Source organism: Tardiphaga sp. 42S5 (assembly GCF_034044155.1).
In the GTDB taxonomy this organism is placed as follows: Bacteria; Pseudomonadota; Alphaproteobacteria; order Rhizobiales; family Xanthobacteraceae; genus Tardiphaga; species Tardiphaga robiniae.
In genome coordinates this window covers 213,282-230,481 of the sequence record NZ_CP139027.1, presented here as the reverse complement: position 1 = coordinate 230,481, position 17,200 = coordinate 213,282, and the positions used below count along the sequence as shown (strand labels likewise).

General features: G+C 59.7%; 17 protein-coding genes and 1 pseudogene. All 18 read left to right on the top strand.

The window, feature by feature from the left end; genetic code table 11:
- Positions 1-7 precede the first annotated feature (7 nt).
- The 18 genes and pseudogenes from SFY93_RS01080 to SFY93_RS00995 all read left to right on the top strand — a co-directional run bounded on the left by SFY93_RS01080 (position 8) and on the right by SFY93_RS00995 (position 17,173).
- Positions 8-859 (top strand): branched-chain amino acid ABC transporter permease, encoded by an 852-nt coding sequence (locus tag SFY93_RS01080; protein ID WP_320445752.1) that lies wholly within the window; start codon positions 8-10, stop codon positions 857-859.
- Positions 856-1,818 carry a branched-chain amino acid ABC transporter permease gene (locus SFY93_RS01075; protein ID WP_320445751.1) on the top strand — a complete coding sequence of 321 codons (963 nt, stop codon included), beginning with the start codon at positions 856-858 and terminating at the stop codon, positions 1,816-1,818. The genes SFY93_RS01080 and SFY93_RS01075 overlap by 4 nt, the downstream gene beginning before the upstream one ends.
- A 45-nt stretch (positions 1,819-1,863) precedes the next feature.
- The gene (locus SFY93_RS01070) at positions 1,864-3,123 is read left to right on the top strand and encodes an ABC transporter substrate-binding protein (protein ID WP_320445750.1); all 1,260 of its coding nucleotides are present in this window, start codon (positions 1,864-1,866) and stop codon (positions 3,121-3,123) included.
- 62 nt (positions 3,124-3,185) lie between these two features.
- Positions 3,186-3,941, top strand: a complete 756-nt coding sequence (locus SFY93_RS01065) for an ABC transporter ATP-binding protein (protein ID WP_320445749.1) — start codon at positions 3,186-3,188, stop codon at positions 3,939-3,941.
- Entirely contained in the window at positions 3,934-4,638 is a 705-nt protein-coding gene (locus SFY93_RS01060) for an ABC transporter ATP-binding protein (RefSeq protein WP_320445748.1), read from the top strand. Before SFY93_RS01065 ends, SFY93_RS01060 begins: the two co-directional genes overlap by 8 nt.
- Before the next feature lie 7 nt (positions 4,639-4,645).
- A complete protein-coding gene (locus tag SFY93_RS01055) occupies positions 4,646-4,840 on the top strand; it encodes a hypothetical protein (protein WP_147421581.1) in 195 nt (64 codons plus the stop codon).
- Positions 4,840-6,225: an amidase gene (locus SFY93_RS01050; RefSeq protein ID WP_320445747.1), complete on the top strand. Its 1,386-nt coding sequence runs from the start codon at positions 4,840-4,842 to the stop codon at positions 6,223-6,225. The genes SFY93_RS01055 and SFY93_RS01050 overlap by 1 nt, the downstream gene beginning before the upstream one ends.
- 16 nt (positions 6,226-6,241) lie before the next feature.
- Positions 6,242-7,231 (top strand): amidohydrolase family protein, encoded by a 990-nt coding sequence (locus SFY93_RS01045; protein ID WP_320445746.1) that lies wholly within the window; start codon positions 6,242-6,244, stop codon positions 7,229-7,231.
- 48 nt (positions 7,232-7,279) lie between these two features.
- Positions 7,280-7,918, top strand: a complete 639-nt coding sequence (locus tag SFY93_RS01040) for a flavin reductase family protein (RefSeq protein ID WP_320445745.1) — start codon at positions 7,280-7,282, stop codon at positions 7,916-7,918.
- A gap of 116 nt (positions 7,919-8,034) precedes the next feature.
- Complete coding sequence (locus SFY93_RS01035) at positions 8,035-8,385, top strand: VanZ family protein (RefSeq protein WP_320445744.1); 351 nt, start codon at positions 8,035-8,037, stop codon at positions 8,383-8,385.
- Positions 8,386-8,728: 343 nt separating this feature from the next.
- Complete coding sequence (locus SFY93_RS01030; protein ID WP_320445743.1) at positions 8,729-9,631, top strand: LysR family transcriptional regulator; 903 nt, start codon at positions 8,729-8,731, stop codon at positions 9,629-9,631.
- A gap of 154 nt (positions 9,632-9,785) precedes the next feature.
- Positions 9,786-10,220, top strand: a complete 435-nt coding sequence (locus tag SFY93_RS01025; RefSeq protein WP_089267729.1) for a TadE/TadG family type IV pilus assembly protein — start codon at positions 9,786-9,788, stop codon at positions 10,218-10,220.
- A 12-nt stretch (positions 10,221-10,232) separates the two neighbouring features.
- Positions 10,233-11,891, top strand: coding sequence for a TadG family pilus assembly protein (locus SFY93_RS01020; protein WP_320445742.1), 1,659 nt, complete (start codon positions 10,233-10,235; stop codon positions 11,889-11,891).
- A 70-nt stretch (positions 11,892-11,961) separates the two neighbouring features.
- Complete coding sequence (locus tag SFY93_RS01015; RefSeq protein ID WP_320445741.1) at positions 11,962-12,327, top strand: ribbon-helix-helix domain-containing protein; 366 nt, start codon at positions 11,962-11,964, stop codon at positions 12,325-12,327.
- A gap of 114 nt (positions 12,328-12,441) precedes the next feature.
- Positions 12,442-14,023 (top strand): annotated as a pseudogene (locus SFY93_RS01010) (methyl-accepting chemotaxis protein).
- A gap of 55 nt (positions 14,024-14,078) precedes the next feature.
- Positions 14,079-14,708, top strand: coding sequence for an NUDIX hydrolase (locus tag SFY93_RS01005; protein ID WP_320445740.1), 630 nt, complete (start codon positions 14,079-14,081; stop codon positions 14,706-14,708).
- Positions 14,709-14,782: 74 nt separating this feature from the next.
- Positions 14,783-15,763, top strand: coding sequence for a Bug family tripartite tricarboxylate transporter substrate binding protein (locus tag SFY93_RS01000; RefSeq protein WP_320445739.1), 981 nt, complete (start codon positions 14,783-14,785; stop codon positions 15,761-15,763).
- Positions 15,764-15,979: 216 nt separating this feature from the next.
- Positions 15,980-17,173: a hypothetical protein gene (locus SFY93_RS00995; protein WP_320445738.1), complete on the top strand. Its 1,194-nt coding sequence runs from the start codon at positions 15,980-15,982 to the stop codon at positions 17,171-17,173.
- Positions 17,174-17,200: the final 27 nt, after the last annotated feature.

The window sequence follows — 17,200 nt, the reverse complement described above, 5'->3', positions numbered from 1 at the left end:
GAAGGGCATGAGTCTCTTTCAACTCCTCAACGGCCTGACCTTCGCCGCGCTGCTGTTCGTGGTGGCGAGCGGCTTCACGCTGATCTTCGGCCTGCTGCGCATTGTCAATCTCGCGCATGGCGCGCTGTATCTGTTCGGCGGCTATATCGGCTATAGCGTTGCGGTGAAGACCGGCAGCTTTGTGCTCGGCGGCATCGGCGCCATGGCGGCGATTGCGGCCATCGGCTTCGTGCTCGATCAGGGATTGCTGCGCTTCGTGCGCGGCAATGAGCTGCGGCAGGTGCTGCTGACGCTCGGCGTCGCCTTTTTCCTCAACGATCTCGCGCTGGTGATCTGGGGCGGCGACAGCTTCACCGTGCCGATCCCGGAGGTGTTGCGCGGCGGCACGCGGGTGTTCGGCACCTTCTATCCGATCTACCGGTTGTTTGTGCTGGGGATGGGCATCTTCGTCTTCATCGGCCTGTGGGTGCTGCTCAATCATACAAGGCTCGGCGCGCTGATCCGTGCCGGCGTCGACGATGCCGAGATGGTCGAAGCCTCCGGCGTGAATATTCGCCGCGTCTTCCTCTTCACCTTCCTGTTCGGCTCGGCGCTCGCCGGCCTTGGCGGCCTGATGGGAGGTGCGTTCCTGTCGCTCTATCCGTCGGCGGACGCGGAAATCCTCACCTTCAGTCTCGCCGTCGTTATCATCGGCGGGCGTGGCAGCCTCGTCGGCGTCGGTGTCGGTAGCCTGCTGGTCGGGCTTCTGAATACGCTCGGTCAGGTGATGTTCCCCGAACTCGCTTATTTCGTGATCTTCGGCCCGATGGCGGTGTTGCTCGCATTCCGTCCGCTCGGCCTGTTCGGACGTGCCACATGACGCAGCCCGTATCCAAAACGACAGTTCTCGCCGGCATGACCAGCCGTGCGCTCGTCATCGCCGCGCTGGTGGTGATCGTCGCTGCCTGCCTGCCGATGGTGCTGTCGAGCTATCAGGTCGGCCTCGCCACCGAAGTGTTGATCTTCGGAGTCCTTGCCATGTCGATCGACATTCTCGCCGGTTTTGCCGGCCGGACGTCCCTCGGGCATGGTGCCATCTTCGGTGTTTCGACCTATGTCGTCGTTTATGCGACTGGCCAGGCAGGCCTGTCGCCTTGGGCGGGCTTCGCGCTTGGTGTGCTGGCCGCCACCGCGGTGGCCTCAGTATTTGCGCTGCTCGCGGTGCGCACCTCCGGCGTCTACTTCCTGCTGCTGACGCTGGCGCTCGGCATGATCGTGTGGGGTGTCTGCCTGCGCTGGACGCAGGTCACCGGCGGCGAGAACGGCATGCGCGCCGATGTGCGGCCGGCGGCCCTGATGAGCCACAGCGCGTTCTATTGGGCGGTGCTCGCTGGCGCCGTCATTGTATCTTTTGCCATGTGGCGGTTCGTGCGATCGCCGTTCGGCCTGACGTTGCGCGGTATCCGCGACAGTGAGAGCCGCATGCGCAGCCTCGGTTACAATGTGCCGCTGCATCTGTTCATCGGTTTCACGGTGTCAGGCATCTTCGCCGGTATCGCCGGTGGGCTCTATGCGATGTTCAACAATTTTGTCAGCCCCTCGACGGTCGCGCTCGCGCAATCGGTGGAGGGCGTGTTGATGATGATCGCGGGCGGTGTCGGCACGTTGTTTGGGGCTTTCGTCGGCGCAGCGGCGATCATCGTGCTGGAGAACATCGTCAGTTCCTACACCGAACGCTGGCTGATGGTTCTCGGCATCACATTCGTTCTCATCATGATCTTCGCCCCCGAGGGCATCATAGGCAAGCTGCGCGCGATCACTTCGCGCAAGGTGCGATAAGTCGGTTTTACGTTTCAATCGGGTTGCTCACGAAAGGACTTCGAGATGGATCGCAGGCAATTTCTCAAGAACACGACGGCGGCTGTCGCTGCCGCGGGCGTCGGCGTCGCTCCGTGGCGCTCCGCACAGGCTCAGGCCGGCCCGATCAAGATCGGTCTGTTGGCGCCGCTGACCGGCGTTGTCGCTTCGGGCGGCAAGGAAATGGTCGAGGGCGTGCAGTTCTATCTCGATCAGGTAAAGAACGGGATGGGCGGCCGCAAGGTCGAGCTGGTGATCGAGGACGATGCGTCGAATCCCGACACCGCTTTGCAGAAAGCGCGCCGCCTGGTCGAGCAGGGCAATTGCCACATGCTGATCGGCAATCTGCTCGCCAATACCGGCCTTGCTGTCGCCAACTACGTCAAGGGCACCGGCACGCCCTACTTCATTCCGATTATCGCGGCTGACGATCTCACCCAGCGCGGCCGCATCAAGAACGTAATCCGCGTCGCCGGCTATTCTGCCAGCGCCTTCACCCATCCGTTCGGTGATTGGGCCCTGAAGCAGGGCTACAAGAAGATCGCCACCATCAGCCAGGATTACACCTTCGGCCACGAACAGTGCGGCGGTCTCGCCCAGGTGTTCACCGAAGGGGGCGGGCAGATCGTGCAGCAGTTCTGGCATCCGCTGAACACTGCCGACTTCAGCCCCTATCTCGGCCAGCTTGCCGATCTCAAGGTCGACGCGATCTTCGCGATGGAGACCGGCGCGGACTCGACTCGTCTGATCCAGCAATATGCGTCGTTCGGTCTGAAGGAAAAGACGCCGCTGTTGATGGCGATGAACGGCACCGACCAGTCGGTGATCCGCACCATGGGCCCCGAATGCGAAGGCATCATCGCGGCGGCGCATTTCGCCGAAGGTTCGGACGTCCCGACCACGGCGAAGTTCGAGAAGGATTATGAGGCGAAGTACGGCAAGATCCCGTCGCTTTACGGCTTCTCGATGTATTCTGGCATGATGTGGATCGATGCCGCGCTGAAGAAGATGGGCGGCAAGGTCGAGGACCGCGAAACCTTTATCGATACGGTACTGAAGACCGAGCTCGACAATTCGCCGCTCGGCAAGACCGTGAAGTTCGACGACTACGGCAACCCGATCTACGACGTCTACATTCGCAAGGTCGTCAAGCGCGCCGACGGCAAATACTGGAACGTGCCGATCGAGACCTACCCCAATGTCTCGCAGTTCTGGAAATACGATCCGGCGACCTATCTAAAGCAGCCGCCTTACTCGCGGACCTTCCAGGGCATCAAGAAGACCTGATTCAATGTTGCTGACATCGAGGCGCGGCCGTGTCGCCGCGTCTCGTTCACTGGGAATTATTCGTGTCCGAACCGATCCTGACGCTGACAGATGTGGTAGTGGCCTTCGATGCCTTGCGGGCGGTCGATGGCGTCAGCCTGATTGTGCCGCGGGGCCAGCGCCGCGCCATCATCGGCCCCAATGGCGCCGGCAAGACCACGTTGTTCAATGCCATCGCCGGCGCGCATCCGCCGACCTCCGGCAAGATCACATTCAATGGGCATGATGTGTCCAGACTGCCGCCACACCGGCGTGCGCAGCTCGGCATCTCGCGCACCTTCCAGATCACCAATCTGTTCCCCACGCTGAGCGTGCAAGACAACATGATGCTGGCACTGCGCGGATTGAGGCCAAAGAAGTTTTCGCTGTTCGGCTCGCCCGATCCGGACGATAGCGAGGCTACGCGCATCGCGGGCGCGCTGAATGCCGCTCGCATCGCCGAACGCGCGGACATCATCGTCAAGGAAATGTCCTATGGCGAGCAGCGGCAGCTGGAGATCGCGATTGCGCTGGTGACGACGCCGACCATGTTGCTGCTGGATGAGCCTGCGGCCGGCCTGTCGCCGTCGGAGCGCTCGATGATTGCCGAGGTGATCCGCTCGCTCGACCCCGCGATTACCGTGATCCTGATCGAACACGACATGGATCTGGCACTCGGTCTGGTCGACTACGTCACCTGCATGTTCGAAGGCCGCGTGCTGGTGGAGGAGCCGCCGGAAGGCATCCGCCGCAACAAGCAGGTTCAGGAAGTCTATCTCGGGAAGCCGCGTCATGCTTGAGGTCAAGGATCTGCACAGCGGTTACGGCGACGCGGTCGTGGTGCGCGGTGCGTCGCTTGAGGTGCGCCCTGGCGAGATCGTGGCGCTGCTCGGCCGCAATGGCATGGGCAAGACCACCTTCATTCGCTCGATCATGGGCCTGACGCCGCCGCAGGTGTGCTCGGGCACGATTACCTGGCGCAGCGATAGCCTTATTGGTCTGCGTCCCCATGATATCGCCAATCGCAAGATTGCGATCGTGCCGCAGGGGCGGCGGCTGTTTCCGTCGCTGACGGTGACCGAACATCTGACCATGCTGAAGAGCGCGCGCGCCAAGGACGGCTGGACGCTCGATCGCGTATTCGGCATTTTCCCGCGGCTTGCTGAGCGCCGCTATCACCGCGGTGGTCAATTGTCTGGTGGTGAGCGCGGCATGCTGGCTGTGGGCCGTGCGCTGATGATCGACCCCGAACTGATTCTAATGGACGAGCCGTCCGAAGGCCTCGCGCCGGTGATGGTGCAGCACCTCGAAAGCATCATTCTCGATCTTAAAAAGGAAGGGCTGTCGATCCTGCTGGTCGAGCAGAATCTCTATAGCGCGCTGGCCGTCGCCGATCGAGTCTACATCATGGAGACCGGGCAGATCGTGCATCACGGCACGTCGCAGGAAATGAATGAGCAGACTGACGTGCTATTCCAGCGCCTCGGCGTGCATTGAGGTGATTATGAGCGAAGACCTGTTGCGTCAAGTCGCCGCCGAATTGAACAAGGCGCCTGGCGCCGCTGAACGCACACCGCGCATGACGGGACTGGTCGTGGAAAACAACACGCGCGTCGCGACTGCGGCTATTCAAGACATGGCGTTCGATTCGACGCCCTACGCCTATCAGGCGTGGCTCGCTGGCATGGACAAGCGCTGATGCAGAGCGCGATTGCAGCCCTTGATCTCTGCGCCCTCGCGGATGCTGTCGCTAAAGGCGAAGTTACGTCCGTGAAGGCGACAACGGTGGCGTTGGAACGGCTCGATCTGATCGGCCGCAAACTGAATGCCGTGGTGCGGCTTGACGACGAACGGGTGCTGAACGCGGCCGAAGCCGCCGACAAGTTGCGCGCATCGGGAGCGGCATTGCCAGTACTGCATGGCGTGCCCCTTGCACATAAAGACCTCTTCTATCGCGCCGGTGATCTGTCCGGTGGCGGCTCAAAAATCCGGGCGGACTTTCGCGCCGACGTGACAGCCACGGTGATCGCTCGGCTCGATGCCGCCGGCGCGCTCGATCTCGGCCGGCTGCAGCTGGCTGAATTCGCCATGAGTCCGACGGGCTATAACGAATCGCTGGGGCATGCACGCAACCCATGGAATCCGGGGCATGTGCCGGGCGGCTCGTCCTCCGGTTCCGGCGTCGCCGTCGCCGCGCGCCTCGTGACCGGCTCGCTCGGGACGGATACCGGCGGTTCATTACGTCATCCCGGCGCGATGTGCGGCCTGATCGGGCTGAAGCCGACCTGGGGACTGGTTCCGACCGATGGTGTGATGCCGCTATCTGCCGCACTGGATTGCACGGGACCTCTGGCTCGTACCGCACGGGATGCCGCGCGACTGCTGTCGGTGATCGCAGATCGCGACTATGAAGCGACGCTCGATAGGGGTGTGACCGGGATGCGCATCGCAATTCCCGGTGGGTACTACCGCGAGCTCGTGCATCCGGATGTGGCGACTGCGCTCGACGGAGCCGTGAAGACGTTGCGGTTGCTCGGCGTCACCATCGTCGAGACCTCGCCGCCGGATATGGCCTTGATCAACGCGCTGATGCAGGTCGTCATGAGCGTCGAGGCCGCGACGATCCATCGCCGCTGGCTGATCGACCGCCCGCAGGATTATGCCGATCAGGTGCGCTCGCGCATCGAGCCCGGCCTGCTCTATCCGGCGACCCGTTATGTGGAAGCGCTGTCGCTGCGTGTGCAGATCACCCAGCAATGGATCGCGTCCTGCATCGGATCCGCCGATCTCGCGCTGCTGCCGGCGATCTCGATTCCGGTACCGACCATCGCGGCGACCACCGAAGGCAATCCCGCCGACGTCGCTGCTGTGATCGGCCAGCTCACACATTGCACCCGCGGCATCAATTATCTCGGTCTCCCCGGAGCGTCAGTGCCGTGCGGCTTCGATGCGGCAGGTCTGCCGATCGCGTTCCAGCTGGTCGGCCGCCCCTATGCCGAGGCCGATATCCTGCGCGCCGCTCACGCCTATCAGGGCGCGACCGACTGGCATCAGCGTGTCCCCGCCAGTGCCGAACTAAACTAAGAAGAAGAGATTTCGAATGCCCATCATCGACATGCATACCCATGCTCTCAGCAAGCGCGTCGAGCCGTTGGTGGCCGGACATTACGATCCGATGGACAATCCCTATCGGCGCGACATGTCGCCGGCGAGCCGCGAAACTGATGCAGAGCAGGGCAAGCTGCTTCCGGGCCTGATGCTCGACATAGCCAAGCGCCGCGAGATGATGGCGAAGATGGGCGTCGACTTTCAGGTGATCGCGCCGGCACCGGCGCAACAGAACTACTGGGCCGACGAAGATTTGCAATGTGCGCTGTCGCGCGTGCAGAACGAAGACATTGCCGCGCTCGTGGCGCAGGATCCTGCACATTTCGCCGGGATAGGTACGCTGCCGATGCGGTTTCCCGGGCGTGCGGTGGAGGAGGCGGTTCATGCAGTCGAACAGCTCGGCCTGCGCGGCTTCCAGATCGATACCCGCGTCGAAAACCTCGAATTGTCCCATGCCTTGTTCGATCCACTCTATGCGCGGCTTGCCAATCTGCGCATACCGCTGTTCGTGCATCCCCTCGGCTTCTCCCATGGCCAGCGGCTCGGCGATTTCTTCATGGTCAACAGCGTCGGCCAGCCCATCGAGGAGACCATTGCGATCGCCCACTTCATCATGGGCGGCATTTTGGACCGGCATCCGGATCTCGACGTGGTTATCGCTCATGGTGGTGGTTTCTACCCATTCTACGCAGCCCGGCTCGATCACGCCTGGAAGGTGCGTCCGGAAGTACGCCGGCTCACGGCAGATGCGCCGTCGACCTATCTTAAGCGTCTCTGGTTTGACACCTGCGTGTTCTCTGCGGAGCTGATCGACAATCTGGTCAAGACGGTGGGCCTCGATCGCGTCATGATGGGCTCGGACTACCCGTTCGACATGGGGGACCCCGATCCGGTGGGGCTGGTCAACAAGGCCAAGCTATCGGACATTGATCGTCAGAAAGTCCTGTTCGGTAATGCGAGCCGGCTGTTTAAGATCGGATAAGCTCCTGCCTCGTTGCGGCAAGGTGCGGCACAAGAGGCAAAACCTGCGATGACGATCCACTTTGATTTCGCCAAGCTTAGCGCGCCGGAGCGCTACAAGTTGCTTTGTGGTCTTGTTGTCCCGCGACCGATTGCGTTGATCACAACCATTTCCGAGGCTGGCGTGGTCAATGCAGCGCCGTTCTCGTTCTTCAATGTGTTCTCCGAAAAGCCGCCGCTGGTAGTGGTCGGCCTGCAGGCCAGGTCCGATCTGTCGGTCAAGGACACGACCCGCAATGTGCGCGCCAATGGGTTGTTTGTTATCAATATGGTGGATGAGGCCCTTGCCAACGATATGGTCGATTGTTCGATCAGCTTCCCATCTGACATCGGTGAACTGGATGCCCTGCAGCTTCCAATGACGGCTGGCATCAATGTGCCGGTACCGCATTTGGCGAAGGCGCCTGCGGCACTGGAATGCCGAAAAGTGACAATGATGAACTTTGGCGCAGAACGCGACCTACTGGTCGGAGAGGTCCTGGGCATTCAGGTTCGCGATGGTGTTGTCGACCCCGTCACCTTGCGTACGGACTACGATCACTATCTTCCGGTCGCACGCATCGCGGGAACCACGTATGCACGGATGCAAGATCGGTTCGAGATCAAACCTGACAGTTTAGACACCTGGCAACTCCGCAACCCCCGCTGAGGGAGGTTTTGTCCGCGGAGTGCGTCGGAATGCCGGTGGTAGTTCTCTGCGCGTTCGATTAACCGTCAGAGGTGAGAAATTGCCGCTCCTGCGGTTGCATGGGATATGACTGCTGGATGTATCGGAAAACCGTCATTGTTGTCGCGTGGACTACACTTGCATTGATTGCTTTTGCGACTCTGTCACCGATCGGGCTGCGGCCGCATTTTGGCGGCGTCGGCCTTGAGCGCTTCGGCGCATTCGCACTCGTGGGCCTTTTGTTCGGTCTCGCTTATCCCCGCCATCTCTGGCTTGTCCTGACGCTCGTTGGGGGGGCGGCAGTCGGGCTCGAGGTGCTGCAACATCTGACGCCGGACCGGCACGGCGAGGTGCGGGATGCGCTGGTCAAACTTGCAGGCGGCGTCACCGGCATCGGGATATCGCTCGCGCTCCATCAGACCTTAAAACGATTTGTCACCTTAGGTTGAGAATGAGCTGCAGTACCTCGCTGAGGTACGCCAGTTTTTTCCGCGAATCGCGTTTGCTGAGTTCCAGCCTGCGCTATCCTGGATGCTTTGCATCTCGCGGCTTTAAAAAAATACGTGTAATCACGGTAGCGTTCTACCCGCGCCCCTCTTTGAGATTGCTAATGGCAGAAATCACACATGCCTCCACGTGAAAGTACTTGGCATGTGTAAAAAGACACCGATACAACTTGAGGAAGGTGTATGTCGTAGCGTCTACAATTTCGACGAGCCTAAGAAACGTTTCGGCCAGATTGATGTAGATGGCCGATGACTTTGGTGTGACGTCCCGAAGCGAACAATTCCGTTGCGTGGAGAGGACGTCGATCTCAAAGGACAACGTATTATGCATCGGCGGTACCAGCATTCGAGCATCCCAACCGAAATCATGCGATCGGTTGTCGGTATCTCCGAAGCCGGCAGCATCACCAAGGCCGCAAAGCTGCTCGGCCTGAGCCAGCCTGCCATCAGCTCGCAGATCAAGCGCATTGAGCACGCGGTCGGCGGCAGTATCTTCCAGAAGTCTGCCAACGGCTCATCGACGACAGAGCTCGGAAAGCTCGTTCTGATCCAGGCCAAGAAGATTCTGGAGGCGAACGACCAGTTGCTCTTGCTGCGTGGCGCTTCGCCCGAAGATCAGACCATCCGGCTTGGTCTGACCAACTTCTATTCGCAGCGCGCAATGGAAGGGATGAGCAAGGCGGCGATGAGCAATGTCTGCATCTATTCAGATAATTCGGCCGAGATCGCGAAAAGCATGCTCGACGGCTACATCGATGTCGGAGTGTTCCTCAGTATCTCCGATATGCCCGGGGATGCGGCCATCGATGTCGTCGCGCAACGCGACGATGAATTGACCTGGGTTCGATCCAGGGATTTTACGTTAAGCCCTGGCGCGCCCATTCCGTTGCTGACCTGGCCGGGGCAGATCGTGCATAACGTCATGATTCAGGCGCTTGAGCGCAAGGGCATGATCTATCGTATCGCATTTTCCAGCCCGGACTATCATGCACGGATCGAGGCTACGAAGGCAGGCATCGGCTTAACTCTGCTGCCAACGGCTCTGATCCCGGCGTCGCTCTTGGCGGCCAATGAGTATTATCTTCCAAAGCTGGCGATCCCCAAACTCGTACTATGCGCGCGCGAGGGCATTCGCAAGAAACACAGCATTCTAATAGAGGAACTGCACGTTAAATTCTTCAGTATATAGTTCTCCCATCGACGCGCGTATCAGAAAATGTGATCTCCTCATCAAATCCAATGCTATCATCCAACACAATGCAGGCATTTGAGATGATCGATCCCACCAAGTGGTAGCAGAAGTTGTATAGGTAGTTTTCACGCGGTCTTGCGAAGCTCAGCGCATGTTGAGATTCGATGCCAGTATGAAAAAACTCCTATCGTGTCGACGCGGTTCTTCCGCAGTCGAATTCGCGATGCTGCTTCCCGTCTTTCTGTCGATCGTTTTCGGCATCGTCGTCTTCGGGTCATATTTTGCGGTCGTTCACGGTGTTCAGCAGCTTGCTGCCGAGGCAGCACGTTCCTCTGTCGCCGGGCTGACCGAGACCGAACGTGGCTCGATCGCATCGACCTATGTCACGTCGAATGCCGCGACTTATCCGCTGATCAATGCGTCAAAGCTGAGCGTCAATGCGGCGACATCGTCGTCGAACGCAAACGTCTTCGTGGTCACGGTCAACTACGACGCGTCGACCATGTTCATCTATTCACTTCCTTTCGTGCCGATGCCTCCATCGCAAGTCTCGCGATCTGCCGCCATTCCCTACGGAGGGTTTTGAGCGATGGAACCGATGCGCGCACTTCTCAAGAGTTTCCGCACCGACCAGCGCGGAAATATTGCCATCATGTCTGCGGGCGGCATGATCCTGGCCGTTTGTTGTGCTGCACTGGGTGTCGATATTGGGACCATTGCCGCCGATCGTCGCAAGACGCAAGCTGCCACGGATCTCGCCGCGATCGTTGCGGCCAGCAACTTAAGCAATGCGACAAACGCAGCAAAGGCGGCGGTCACCAGCAATAACTATCCAGCCAGCGCTCTGGTCGGTGTAGAACTCGGAACTTACACAGCCAATTCCGCCGTCGCTACGCAAAGCCGCTTTGTCACGCCAGCGACTGGAACAGCCAATGCGGCGCGGGTCAGTCTTCAGACGGCGACGCCCCTCTACTTCAGCCATTTCTTTACCGGCAGCAACAATTTCACCATCAAGACAACGGCGACCGCAACAACGACGGCCATCGCGTCGTTCTCGATCGGTTCGCGATTGGCATCGTTAAATGGCGGCTTGTTGAATAGTGTTCTCGGATCAATGCTGGGCACGACCCTGTCGCTGTCAGTCATGGACTACAATGCGCTTCTTGGTGCGCGCATCGATGCTTTCACCTTCCTCTCGGCGCTGGCGACGCGCGTCGGTCTGACCGGTGTGACTTATGACACGCTGTTGAATTCGAACGTCAAGATCGGCGACGTTCTTGCCGCAGCGCTGAGCGCGCAGCAGGCTACCAATGGCAGCGGCACCGCGACCACCGCACTCTCGACGATATCGCAGGCTTCGGCATCTGTGACGACCAAGATTGCGCCTGGCAAGCTGATCGATGCGGGCCCCTACGCGAACCTGATTGTGGGCGTCAAGCCGAAACACGGTGTGAGCATCTCGCTTTACGATTTGCTACAGGCAACGGCTGGAATGGCTAACGGCACCAACCAGATCGCCACATCCGTCAATTTAGGTCTGCCGGGCATCGCCAGCGCGTCACTTACGGCGACTATTGGCGCACGGCCACAAGGATCCGGCTGGATTGCCGTGGGTACGCAGGGCGTCAGCGTCCATACAGCTCAGACACGGGTACTGCTATCCATCCAGTTGATTGGAAGTGGTTCGGCGTCACTGGTCAATCTGCCAGTTTATGTGGAGGTCGCGTCGGGTACTGCGACGCTGAACAAGGTCAGTTGCGGCTATCCCAACGTCAATACCTCGAGTGTCACGCTTGGCGTCACGCCGGGCATTGTCGATGCATGGATAGGTAACGTCACTGTAGCCGATCTCAACAATGTTACGACCAAGCCGAATCCAGGGCCGGCACCGCTTGTGAATCTCCTGGGCATTCCAATTGTGACGGCAAAGGCCCATGCGGGTATGGGCAACACCACGCCGGTCAGCGTCAATTTCAGCTATTCGGATATCACGTCACAGACGAAGAAGACCGTAAACACGACAAACTTCACGTCGTCCCTGACGGGCAGTCTGCTTGGCGACCTCAACATCAGTGTTCTTGGACTGGGTTTGGTGATCCCGGGTCTTGGTGGACTCGTCACCAGCATCATCAGCGGGGCAACCAGTTCAATCGATCAATTGCTAGCGGCAACGTTAGCAAGTCTCGGCGTCGGAATTGGACAGGCCGATGTTTGGGTATCCGGCATTCGCTGTGACGGCGCAGTGCTGGTGAACTGAATCAGTAACGCGTGAATTTCAATGCCATCTTTAACAGAAGAGGACTGATAAAATGGGATACGAATCTGCAATGAACCGCCCGAACGTTAACCGCAAGCGCTCGGTTGTCGTATCGAAGAAGCGCACTAGCGTCAGCCTGGAAGACAGTTTCTGGGCCAGCCTGCAGGCGATCGTTCGCATGGAGAATACCACCATCGAACACTATATCGAGAAGATCGAGCGCAAGCGCGAAACACCAAATTTGTCGTCTAACCTGCGTATCGCTGTACTCGAATATTTTCAGCAGATTGCTGCACGCAGCTTGACGGCCGGTACCGCCGATCAGCCGACTGTGAGCAGCAATGCCAAGTTGCATGACAATCACAACCAGCTGACTGAAAAGGTCGCGGCCTATTGGGGCCGTGCGGGATCACAGAATCAGCAGCTGGTCGACTAGGCCAGCTGCTCGAGTCTTCCAGTTTATTTGATTTGAGGAAACGACGCGCAGTGCCGCGCGACGTCGTTCGTCGACTATCTTACGACAACAGCCGTTTTGGCCACGGAGCGACAGATGTTTAACCGACAGAGCAAGACCGATTTGCAGAATGCGTTGGCGCAAGCGACCGCCATCAGTCGCTCCCAGGCCATCATGGAATTCAATCTCGATGGCACGATCATCAAAGCGAATGAGAATTTTCTCAAGGCGCTCGACTACACGCTCGATGAGATCAAGGGCAAGCACCACAGTATATTTGTGGAGCCTGCCGTACACGAGAGTGTCGCTTATCGGGAGTTCTGGGGTAACCTTGACAGGGTGAATTTCAGGCAGGGCAGTTCAAGCGGGTCGCCAAAGGCGGCAGGGAGATCTGGATCGAGGCCTCCTATAACCCGATCATGGACAAGAGTGGTAAGCCGTTCAAAGTCATCAAATTCGCTACAGATATCACGGCGCAGAAACTCGAAAGCCTCGAAGCCTCCGGAAAAGTGATCGCGATCAGCCGTGCGCAGGCGGCCATCGAATTCAATCTTGACGGAACTATCATTACCGCAAACGAGAATTTCCTGAACACGCTTGGTTACGCGCTGTCCGAAATACAGGGGCGGCATCACAGCATGTTCGTGGAAGCCGGTGAACGCGATGGCGCAGCCTACCGGGACTTCTGGGCGCGGCTCGGCCGGGGTGAGTATCAGGCGGCCGAATACAAGCGCGTCGGCAAGGGTGGCAAGGAAATCTGGATTCTCGCGACCTATAATCCGATTCTCAATGATGCCGGCAAGCCGTTCAAGGTTGTGAAATTCGCGACCGACGTGACCCAACAAAAGTTGCTTGCCGCTGATAGCAACGGCCAGATGGCGGCTATTCGCAAGTCGCAGGCGGTCATCGAGTTTCGCATGGATGGCAGCATCCTGACGGCAAACCAGAATTTCCTTGATACGGTCGGTTACACGATCGACGAAATCCGGGACCGGCATCACAGCATGTTTGTCGATCCGATAGAGCGATCTGGCGCGGCCTATGTAGAATTCTGGGCGAGCCTCAATCGCGGGACCTATCAGGCCGCGGATACAGACGCATCGGAAAGGGGGGCCGGGAGATCTGGATCCAGGCATCCTACAATCCGATTTTCGATCTCAACGGCAGGCCGTTCAAAGTGGTCAAATACACTGCCGATATTACGGCGCAGGCCATGGCCCGCTTGAAAGCGGAGCGCGCTCGTTCCTTGATCGAGTCGGTCGCTGCCGGCAGCGAAGAGATGAATGCATCGATCCGCGAGATCTCCGAGACGATGGTGAAGTCTCGGCAGACGGCAGAGTCCGCGGTGCAACAGGTGGAGGCGGCGGACATCGAGGCGCAGCGGCTCACCTCGGCTGCACATGCCATGGGAGGCATCGTTGGGCTCATCGGCGACATGATCGGCCAGATCAATCTGCTCGCCCTCAATGCGACCATCGAATCGGCTCGCGCCGGTGAGGCGGGGCGGGGCTTTGCGGTGGTGGCCGCGGAGGTCAAGAATTTGGCCAACCAGGCCAAGCAGGCGATCGAACATGTTAACGAGTTTGTGACCTCGACGGCGGCGGCCGTCGAAGAGCAGAGCACTGTGACCAGTGATATGTCGGACAACATGCAGCGCGCGGCATCTGAACTGGCCTGATGCGCTGAATTTATCGGCTTTGTTGGATCATCCGTGACTGTGCTATCAATCGCGGATGATCCTGCCGTTCAATGCCGCCACCCGAACAATGATCGAGACTCGCCTAGCCGCATTCACGCGGATCGACGAGGGCCAGTACGCTTCGGGGCTGAAGCGTGCGGCGGTGGCCCTCGTGATGGTTGAAGCCACGCCCGGATTGGAGACCTCGCTGTTGCTGACGTTACGCGCGTCCGGTCTGCGCGCTCACAGTAATCAATGGGCACCTCCTGGCGGTCGCTGCGATCCCGGCGAGACGCCCGTGCAGGCGGCAATCCGCGAGTTGCATGAGGAGCTCGGTCTGCAGCTTACGCGGGACGATGTCGTCGGTGTCCTCGACGATTACCCGACCCGCTCCGGCTATCTGATCACGCCTGTTGTCATGTGGGCGCAAGACAGCGTTCAATTGATGCCGAACCCCGATGAGGTCGCCTCGGTTCATCGCATTGCGCTGTCGGAGCTCGCGCGGCCGCAGGCGTTCGATTTCGTTGCCATTCCCGAGAGCGACCGGCGCCTGATCCGCTACAGTCATTTCGGCCACTTTATTCACGCGCCGACCGCCGCGCTGATCTATCAGTTCAGCGAAGTTCTTGCGGGTCGCATCACCCGTGTGGCCGAGCTGGAGCAGCCGGTCTTCGCCTGGAAGTAGCGTCACTGTTGCGAAGCGGCGTCATTTCGGCAACGATGCCACAACAAGAATGCGTTTCCGGGAGGATGTACGCCATGGCGACATGGAAGGGATGGCTATGCGCTGCGGTGGCAGTATGTGCGTGGCACGGTTCGACAGGACTTGCGCGAGCGCAGACCTATCCGGAACGCCCCGTCACATTGATCATCCCGTTCGCGCTTGGTGGCAGCACGTCGATCGTCGGGCGCGCCATCGCCGACAAGATGAGCGAGCCTCTCGGCGAGAAGATCATCGTTGACAATCGCGCGGGAGCCGGCGGCACCGTGGGGACGCGCGCCGTCGCCAAGAGTACGCCGGACGGTTACACCATCGGCCTCGGCTATACCGGAACGCTGGCGATCGGCCCTACGCTCTACAGCAAGGCCGGCTACGATCCGCGCAAGGATTTCGCACCGATCGGAATGATCGGCAATTCGCCGAACTCTCTGGTGGTGCACCCGTCATTTCCGGCAAAGACGGTTGCCGAACTGATTGCCTACGCGAAGGCGAACCCCGGCAAGCTCAATTTCGGCTCGGCAGGGGCCGGCACTGCCAGTCATATCACCGGCGAATATTTCGGACATGCCGCGGGTATCACCTTGGTGCATGTGCCGTACAAGGGAACCGGGCCGGCGCTGGTCGACCTAATCGGCGGGCATATTCCGATGGCCTTCGCGCCAATCCCCGCAACACATGCCAATATTGCTGGCGGACAATTGCGTGGGCTGGCAGTGACCAGCCTCACGCGCACGAGCCTGCTTCCGGATGTGCCGATCATTGCCGAATCCGGACTGCAGGGTTTCGATGCGTCGCTGTACTACGGCCTGATCGCGCCGGCCGGGACGCCGCGGCCGATCATCGACCGACTCAACAAGGAACTTCGCGCGGCGCTGGCCTCCGACGAGGTCAGAAAACGCCTGCAGCAGGATGGCACGGAACCGACGCCGGGCACGCCGGAAGATTATGCAGTCTTCATCGATCAGGACGAGACCAAATGGTCGCGGATCGTCAAGACCAGCGGCGCCAAGGAAGAGTGAGTCATTCCAATCGGTTGGGGGGGCTCCGTGCGTTCGAATGGCGCACTGGTGCGAGCCGATACGACGAGCATTGGAAAGACAATCTTCACCAAACTGCTCCAACGTTCTTCGGACAGAAACACCCTTGACCCTCATCGAGATCAACGCGGGGCGGCGTTCGGTCTCAATCATTTGCATTGATGCGGGCTCCGGCCAGCAGTTATCTCGACAGGTCTCATGTCTCATTCGATCCGCTCGTTGGCCATCATCGCTCCGGCCGTCATGTTATTGGCGTCGTCACCGGCGTATACGTTTGACTCGAACGCGCTGCCCGCAAGCGTCGCCAATGTCATGGCTCAGGGCGCTTCGCCACAGGCCATTGTCGAATACCGCCGCAAGCTTGCGGAATATCAGGAAGCGCGCGCGGCTTTCGACCAGGAGGCCGGTGCCTATTGGGATGCAATTTCTGAGAAGCGGAAGATCCGTAATGCCAAGCGCCGGGACCGCCAGCAGATCACGCTGAATGACTACGTGCTGGAACAGGCGCCGCTTTATGAAGGACCGAAGCGGCCGGTGAATCCGGAGCCTGAAGATACTGGTCCGCGCGTTCGCAAGGATCTTCCGGTGGTGGCGGATTTCCTCGCGGCGGCGAGGGAGCAATTCCAGTTTGTGCCGCAGCGGCCTGCCAACGAGATGGAGTTCAAGCGCGCCTATGCTCGTGCCGCTTTGCAGGCCGGGCTGACACGCGACATTGCGGTGCGCGTCTATTCTTTCGAGACCGGCGGTAATGGCGGCCATGACATGCAGTCGGGCTTGAACCCGTCACGTCCGGGATCGCGCGCGATTTCTACCGCGGTCGGCTATAATCAGCTGCTCACAGCCAATACGACGACGCTCGTTGCGGAACAGGGGCCTCAGATTCTGAAGGTGCTGACGGACAAGGCATCGACGCTCTCGGGCCCGCAGCGCAAGGCGATGGATCACAAGATCGCGGTCTTCAAGCGCATGCAGGCGACTGTGCGCACTGTCCCGCAAAACTGGAGCGCGCTTGAGAAGCTCGGCACGACGCCGCAGGGCTGGGCCATGCATGCGCTGGTGCTGGACATGGATATCGGCCCGCAATTGCAGGTCCACAAACTGCTGACGTCAGTGAATTTTGCCCGCGCCCGCGGGTTCGATCGTCCGCTCAGCGCGGCCGAACTGGAGATGATGAATCTCACTGGCGATGGCAACGGTTTCGATATGGTGACCATGCCGCAGGCGATGCGCGAACAGGTGCCGACGGCGAATTTCTTCCAGCGCGGCGGCTATGAGCGCAATCCGGTGGCGATCCGCCACAATACCGTGGCCAAGCTGCTCGCAGTCACCAACGCGCGGATGGACAGCAACAGCAATCTGCCAGGTGCAAAAGAATTGGCCGCGGCTTTTTGAGCCACGGCCAATCTATGCCTCGTGATG

Bases quoted from the DNA above. Each gene is read 5' to 3' on its own strand.
- SFY93_RS01035 (WP_320445744.1), top strand. From the start codon at position 8,035: ATGTATCGGAAAACCGTCATTGTTGTCGCGTGGACTACACTTGCATTG.
- SFY93_RS01055 (WP_147421581.1), top strand. From the start codon at position 4,646: ATGAGCGAAGACCTGTTGCGTCAAGTCGCCGCCGAATTGAACAAGGCG.
- SFY93_RS01070 (WP_320445750.1), top strand. From the start codon at position 1,864: ATGGATCGCAGGCAATTTCTCAAGAACACGACGGCGGCTGTCGCTGCC.
- SFY93_RS01080 (WP_320445752.1), top strand. From the start codon at position 8: ATGAGTCTCTTTCAACTCCTCAACGGCCTGACCTTCGCCGCGCTGCTG.
- SFY93_RS01040 (WP_320445745.1), top strand. From the start codon at position 7,280: ATGACGATCCACTTTGATTTCGCCAAGCTTAGCGCGCCGGAGCGCTAC.
- SFY93_RS01075 (WP_320445751.1), top strand. From the start codon at position 856: ATGACGCAGCCCGTATCCAAAACGACAGTTCTCGCCGGCATGACCAGC.
- SFY93_RS00995 (WP_320445738.1), top strand. From the start codon at position 15,980: ATGTCTCATTCGATCCGCTCGTTGGCCATCATCGCTCCGGCCGTCATG.
- SFY93_RS01020 (WP_320445742.1), top strand. From the start codon at position 10,233: ATGCGCGCACTTCTCAAGAGTTTCCGCACCGACCAGCGCGGAAATATT.
- SFY93_RS01060 (WP_320445748.1), top strand. From the start codon at position 3,934: ATGCTTGAGGTCAAGGATCTGCACAGCGGTTACGGCGACGCGGTCGTG.
- SFY93_RS01050 (WP_320445747.1), top strand. From the start codon at position 4,840: ATGCAGAGCGCGATTGCAGCCCTTGATCTCTGCGCCCTCGCGGATGCT.
- SFY93_RS01005 (WP_320445740.1), top strand. From the start codon at position 14,079: ATGATCCTGCCGTTCAATGCCGCCACCCGAACAATGATCGAGACTCGC.
- SFY93_RS01025 (WP_089267729.1), top strand. From the start codon at position 9,786: ATGTTGAGATTCGATGCCAGTATGAAAAAACTCCTATCGTGTCGACGC.
- SFY93_RS01000 (WP_320445739.1), top strand. From the start codon at position 14,783: ATGGCGACATGGAAGGGATGGCTATGCGCTGCGGTGGCAGTATGTGCG.
- SFY93_RS01015 (WP_320445741.1), top strand. From the start codon at position 11,962: ATGAACCGCCCGAACGTTAACCGCAAGCGCTCGGTTGTCGTATCGAAG.
- SFY93_RS01045 (WP_320445746.1), top strand. From the start codon at position 6,242: ATGCCCATCATCGACATGCATACCCATGCTCTCAGCAAGCGCGTCGAG.